Annotated in this window: 7 protein-coding genes; 1 reads left to right on the forward strand and 6 read right to left on the reverse strand. The window is 62.1% G+C overall.

All coding sequences use genetic code 11. The features are described from left to right. Window positions 1–150: 150 nt before the first annotated feature. Both WEA77_RS04175 and WEA77_RS04180 read right to left on the reverse strand, forming a co-directional pair. A complete protein-coding gene (locus WEA77_RS04175) occupies window positions 151–1,359 on the reverse strand; it encodes an LL-diaminopimelate aminotransferase (protein WP_368066615.1) in 1,209 nt (402 codons plus the stop codon). Continuing rightward, on the reverse strand, window positions 1,359–1,790 hold the full coding sequence (locus WEA77_RS04180; protein ID WP_368066609.1) for a hypothetical protein: 432 nt from the start codon (window positions 1,788–1,790) through the stop codon (window positions 1,359–1,361). The genes WEA77_RS04175 and WEA77_RS04180 overlap by 1 nt, the downstream gene beginning before the upstream one ends. 122 nt (window positions 1,791–1,912) lie before the next feature. On the opposite strand from WEA77_RS04180, the gene phaC reads away from it, so the two are divergent. Continuing rightward, entirely contained in the window at window positions 1,913–3,694 is a 1,782-nt protein-coding gene (phaC, locus tag WEA77_RS04185) for a class I poly(R)-hydroxyalkanoic acid synthase (protein ID WP_368066610.1), read from the forward strand. A 3-nt stretch (window positions 3,695–3,697) separates the two neighbouring features. Here phaC and WEA77_RS04190 read toward each other — a convergent pair whose 3' ends face one another. From WEA77_RS04190 to rplM, 4 genes are all read right to left on the reverse strand, one after another. Next, window positions 3,698–4,069 carry a PRC-barrel domain-containing protein gene (locus WEA77_RS04190; protein WP_368066611.1) on the reverse strand — a complete coding sequence of 124 codons (372 nt, stop codon included), beginning with the start codon at window positions 4,067–4,069 and terminating at the stop codon, window positions 3,698–3,700. Between the two features lie 80 nt (window positions 4,070–4,149). Next, window positions 4,150–5,085 carry an N-acetyl-gamma-glutamyl-phosphate reductase gene (gene argC, locus WEA77_RS04195; protein WP_368066612.1) on the reverse strand — a complete coding sequence of 312 codons (936 nt, stop codon included), beginning with the start codon at window positions 5,083–5,085 and terminating at the stop codon, window positions 4,150–4,152. A 90-nt stretch (window positions 5,086–5,175) separates the two neighbouring features. Continuing rightward, window positions 5,176–5,658: a 30S ribosomal protein S9 gene (gene rpsI / locus WEA77_RS04200; RefSeq protein WP_368066613.1), complete on the reverse strand. Its 483-nt coding sequence runs from the start codon at window positions 5,656–5,658 to the stop codon at window positions 5,176–5,178. A gap of 5 nt (window positions 5,659–5,663) precedes the next feature. Beyond that, the coding region (gene rplM / locus WEA77_RS04205; RefSeq protein ID WP_368066614.1) for a 50S ribosomal protein L13 at window positions 5,664–5,982 on the reverse strand (319 nt) is incomplete at its 5' end.

Below are 5,982 nucleotides of genomic sequence, written 5' to 3' on the forward strand. Positions count from 1 at the left end.
CGATGAAGCCGCCGATGAAGCCAAGGACTTTGCGGCGAGCATGCTGTTCTCGCGGGAGTAGCCGCGGGGCGGGTCGGCAAACCGTGCCCCTCCGCAGATCAGAGGCGGCGTCCAGTGGGTTACGGCCGAAGGCCCAACTCACTCAAAAGCTTACTCCGCCGCCACCGGCTTAATTTCCTTCACGCCGTGCGCGGCGAGGAATTTTCGGATATTGCGGCCAGCCTGGCGGATGCGTTGCTCGTTCTCAACCAGGGCGATGCGCACATAGTCGTCGCCATGCTCGCCGAAGCCGGCGCCTGGGGCGACTGCGACGTGCGCTTCGTTGATCAGCTGGATCGAGAATTCGAGGCTGCCCAGATGGCGCAGCTTCTCCGGGATCGGCGCCCAGGCAAACATCGAGGCCTTCGGGCTTGGCACCGGCCAGCCGGCGCGCGTGAAGCTTTCGACCAGCGCATCGCGCCGTGTACGGTAGATCCGGCGGATATCGTCCACGCAGTCCTGCGGCCCGTCCAGCGCGGCGACGGCAGCGACCTGGATCGGCGTATAGGCGCCGTAGTCGAGATAGGATTTGACGCGGGCGAGCGCCGAGATCAGCTTTTCATTGCCTGCCACGAAACCGACGCGCCAGCCGGCCATCGAGTAGGTTTTTGACATGGTCGTGAATTCGACCGCGATATCTTTCGCGCCGTCCACCTGAAGGATCGAGGGCGTCGGCTCGTCGAAATAGATTTCGTTATAGGCAAGGTCCGACAGGATCCAGAGGTCGTGCTTCTTCGCGAACTTGACGGCCTCTTTGTAGAAATCGAGATCGCAGACGGCGGCGGTCGGGTTCGACGGGAAGCACAGCACCATTGCGGTCGGCGGCGGCACGGAATATTTTACGGCCCGACCAAGATTCGACAGGTACTGTTCCGGCGTATGCGCCGGCACACCGCGGATCGAGGCGCCCGCGATGATGAAGCCGAAATGGTGCAGCGGATAGGACGGGTCCGGCGCAAGGATCACATCGCCCGGCGCGCTGATCGCCTGGGCGAGGTTAGCAAAGCCCTCCTTCGAGCCGAGCGTGACGATGACCTCGCGGTCTTTATCCAGGCTCACGCCGAAGCGCCGCTTGTAATAATCCGTCAGTGCACGGCGCAATCCCGGAATCCCGCGCGAGGCGGAATAACCGTTGACGTCCGGCCTGCGCGCAGTCTCTACCAGCTTGTCGACAATATGCTTCGGCGTCGGCAGGTCCGGGTTGCCCATGCCGAGATCGATAATGTCCGCGCCCTTGGCGCGCAGGGCTGCCTTGGTGCGATTGACCTGTTCGAACACGTAGGGCGGCAAGCGCCGGATCTTGTGAAAATCTGTATTGATCATGGCGTGATCAGGCCTTCGGTTACGCGCGGCACATTGAAACTCGCCCGGATCGCCGCGATCTCGGTCTCTGTTAAAAACTCGGCGGGCGGAAGGCCGGGTTCGAACAAGCCCCTGATTTGCGCCGCAACCTCCGCGATTTCCGCAGCGCCGATGGCCGGGGCCTGCGCCCGGGCATCTGCCGCAAAGGCCGTCTGGATGTCCGCCATCTGCGCGCCGGTAACCGTTAATGTCTTGTCCGGCTTCCAGTTCGGGTCCACCGTGGGGATATCCGCGATGTCGGGATAGCCTTCCCCGCGGATCTCGGCCCGGCGATCGCCGTACCATGCGGGCGCATCGGCCACGGCGCCGCGCACCTTGGTAAACGAAGAGGTGCACCCTGCGGCCAGCAGGAGCGGCACGCCACACAGGAGAATCGCCGTGTTTTTCATGGTTAATCTCATTAAATCACAAACATTGTGATGGATAGATGAGCGCGAAAAACGGGGCAAAACTAGGACCAATGAGCAGCGCAAACGTAACAACGACTGGTCAGGAGCCCCTCGCTGCCCTCATGGCGGCGCAGGACCCCATGCGCTGGCAGGTCCTGATGACCACGCTGGCGCTCGCAAATACCGAGTCCCAGGCTCTGATGTCGGAGGTGATGGCCGGTTCCGGTCCCCTGTCCACGGTGACCAAGGGCGACCCGATGGGCGCCGCCGACGCCTTTCGCAAGGTCGGCCAGAGCCTCGCCATGAACCCGGTGGCCCTGATGCAGGCCAATATGGAGCTGATGCAGGGCTGGATGAAGCTCTGGCAGGAAATGATCTCCGAGACCGTCTCGCAGGAACCGCCGAAGGAGAAGGACAAGCGCTTTGCAGACCCCGAATGGCAGGTAAACCCTGCCTTCAAGTTCATCCGCAAGGCCTATGACGTGAACGCCAAGTGGATGAACAGCCTTGCGGACCGTGCGACCGGCATGGACCCTGTCTTGCAGCTGCGCGCCCGCTTCTTCATGCAGCTGCTGACCGAAAGCCTTTCGCCCACCAACTTCCTCGGCACCAACCCGCAGGCGCTACGCACCTTCATCGAAAGCGGCGGCGAAAGCGTGCTCGCCGGCCTGCGCATGGCGCGCGAGGATGTCCGCAAGGGCAATGGCAAGCTCTACATCTCGCAGACAGACGAGACGCCCTTCGAAGTTGGCGTCAACATCGCCACCGCCCCCGGCGAAGTTGTCTTCCGCAACGACCTGCTTGAGCTGATCCAGTATGCCCCGACCCAGCCGCAGGCCTATGCCAAGCCGCTGCTGATCTTCCCGCCGTGGATTAACAAGTTCTACATTCTCGACCTGCGTGCCGAGAACTCGATGATCCGCTGGCTGGTCGACCGAGGCCTCACGGTCTTCGTCGTCTCCTGGCGTTCCGCTGACAAGGTGACGAAGGATTATGACTGGGACGACTACGTCAAAAAGGGCATCTACGCCGCCGTCGAAGCCGCGCTGCAAGCGTCCGGCGCGAAACAGCTGAACGCCGTCGGCTACTGCATCGGCGGCACGCTGCTCACCTCTGCGCTCGCCCACATGGCCGCCACCGGCTATGACAAGATTTCCGCTGCCACTTTCTTCGCCTCGCAGTCCGACTTCGAACTTGCCGGCGACCTGAAAGTGTTCACCGATGGTCCGGGCCGGGACTATGTCTATGGCCTGATTGACGAACACGGCGGCATCATGCCCGGCAAGGACATGTACGAGACCTTCAACTGGCTTCGCCCAATCGATCTCGTGTGGCGCTATGTTGTGGACATGTACATGCTCGGCAAGCCTCCGCGACCGTTTGACCTGCTCTACTGGAACGCCGACCAGACCAATATTCCCGGCCCGGTCCACCGGCGCTATCTCAAGGAATGCTATTGTGAGAACCGTCTGGCGAAGGGAGAATATACCGTACTCGGAGTAAATATAGATCCGGCCAGTATCAAGATCCCGGTGATGCTGCAGGCCTCAAAGGACGATCACATCGTGCCTTACGAGAGCGTCTTCCGCACTGCTAAACTGTATGGCGGCGACGCCACCTTCGTGCTCTCCGGCTCAGGCCATATCGCCGGCGTGGTGAACCATCCGGATGCAAACAAATACCAGCACTGGGTCAATCCAGGCAAGCTCGGCGCCTCGGCGGACGAGTGGCTGGGATCGGCCACCGAGATCGCTGGCAGCTGGTGGCCCACCTGGTGGGACTGGCTGAAGCCCAAATCCGGCCGCAAGATCGCCGTCGTTGCACCCAAGGACATGGGCCTCGGCGCGGCGCCGGGCAGCTACGCGAAGGTGCGCCTCGCGGACATCAAGCTTCCGGCCGAATAAGCCCTACAGCCAGTAGGGTTGCGCCTTGTAGTGGGTGTATACCGTTTCCTCATAATCGCGGTCAGCGAGTTCGCCATACGCGCCGGCGTTCATGTTCGGCGCACCTTCTAGCTCTTCGCGCGACAAGCTCACGACATAGCCTTCCCGCTGCTTGTCATAGATCATTGTGTTCCAGGTCATCGGATGGCGCTTCTCACCCAAGCCGAGGAAGCCACCGAATGCCATCACGGCGTAGACGACCTGGCCGCTCTCGCGGTCGATCATGACCGAATCGACCGTCCCGAGCTTCTCTCGCTCGAGATTGTAGACCGGCGTGCCCTCAACCTGGCTGGAACTGATCAGGCGGGTAGTCTGGATTTCAGGGATCGTATCCATTCTCGGCTCCATGAAAGATAAGCGCGCAGGCGCCCTGTCTCTCAACGGATGCGTGAGGGAAATGTTCCCGCAGGCGACCCTTACCCCTCGAGCCCCGAGGCCTCGTCCAGCCCCAGCGCAATGTTGAGGCTCTGCACGGCCGCGCCCGAGGCGCCCTTGCCAAGGTTATCAAGCCGCGCGACGAGGCGCGCCTGCTCGTCCGTGCCGAAAACGTAAAGCTCCAGTCGGTTGGTGTCGTTACAGCCTTCCGCGCCGATCATCCTGAGCGCGTCGCCCTCTGCCAGCGGGACCACCTTGACGAACCGTTCGCTGGCATACGTTGCCTTCAGCTGCGTGTGCAGCGCGGCCCGCTTCGGCTTCTTCGGAAGCGCCCAGAGCGGCAGCGGCACTTCGATGATCAAGCCCTGCGCAAAACGCCCCACTGCGGGCTGAAACAGCGGCGCATGGGTCAACCCTGCATGTTTCTTCATCTCGGGCGCATGCTTGTGGGTCTGGCCCATGGCATAGATGCGGAAATTGTCCGCGGTCTGGCGCTCCTCGAACTCGGCAATCATCGCCTTGCCGCCTCCGGAATAACCTGACACGGCATTCACCGTCAGCGGCCAGTCATTCGGCACCAGCCCCGAAATGATCAGGGGACGGACGAGCGCGATGAACCCGGTCGGATAACAGCCCGGATTCGAAATCCGGGTCGACGCGGCGATGGCCGCGCGCTGTCCCTTGTCCATTTCCGGAAAGCCGTAGACCCAGCCCGGCGACGTGCGATGCGCCGTCGAGGCATCAATGATCACCGTGTTAGGATTCTCGACGAGGCTCACCGCGAGGCGCGCAGCATCGTCCGGCAAGCAGAGAATCACCGCATCGGCCTTCTTCATGATCAACGCCCGCGCGCCTGCGTCCTTGCGCTTCGCCTCGTCGATCGACAGCAGCTCGATATCGCTGCGCGCTTTTAGCCGCGCTGCAATCTGCAAGCCTGTCGTGCCAGCTTCGCCATCGATGAAAACCTTGGGTTTCATGCGCCCACTCCTCTGAGGTCAGGGGCCATAACAAAACGGGCGCCTCGTTTCCGAAGCGCCCGCCAGAGAACTGGATAAACCTTGTGCGGTTTAGCGCTTCGAGAACTGGAAGCTACGGCGCGCTTTCGCTTTGCCGTACTTCTTGCGTTCGACCACGCGCGGATCGCGGGTCATGAAGCCAAAGGGTTTGAGCACTGGGCGAAGGCCCGGCTCGAACGCGACGAGCGCGCGCGAAATGCCGTGACGAACCGCGCCGGCCTGACCCATGAGGCCCGAACCCTTGACGGTGCAGATCACGTCGAACTCGCTTGCGCGACCGGCTTCGATCAGCGGCTGGGCAATGACCATACGCAGCACGGGGCGCGCGAAATAGGTTTCCTGATCCCGGCCGTTGATCGTGATCTTGCCGGTGCCGCGCTTGATCCAAACGCGTGCGGTGGCTTCCTTGCGGCGGCCGGTGCCATAAGCGCGGCCGAGCGAGTCGATCTTCGGTTCAACCTTGACAGCCGGCTGGGCCGACGGTGCGCCGGTCAGGGCGCCAAGGTCTTTCAGGGAAGCAGAGGTATCGGTCATGTGGATCAGGCCGTTTTCGAGTTCTTGCGGTTCATCGATTTGAAATCGACGAGCTCGGGTTGTTGGGCGACGTGCGGATGCTCCGCGCCGGCATAGATGCGCAGCTTGCCGAACTGCTGGCGCGACAGCGCGCTTTCACGCGGCATCATGCGCTTCACAGCGAGTTCAAGTGCCCGCTCCGGGAAGCGGCCCGACAGGATCTTGCCGGCCGTGGTGGTCTTGATGCCGCCGGGATAGCCGGTGTGACGGTAGTAGACCTTGTCGGTCAGCTTGTTGCCGGTGAACACAGCCTTCTCGGCATTGATCACAACGATGTGATCGCCG

The sequence above is a fragment of the Hyphomonas sp. genome, from assembly GCF_040882205.1.
Taxonomy (GTDB): domain Bacteria; phylum Pseudomonadota; class Alphaproteobacteria; order Caulobacterales; family Hyphomonadaceae; genus Hyphomonas.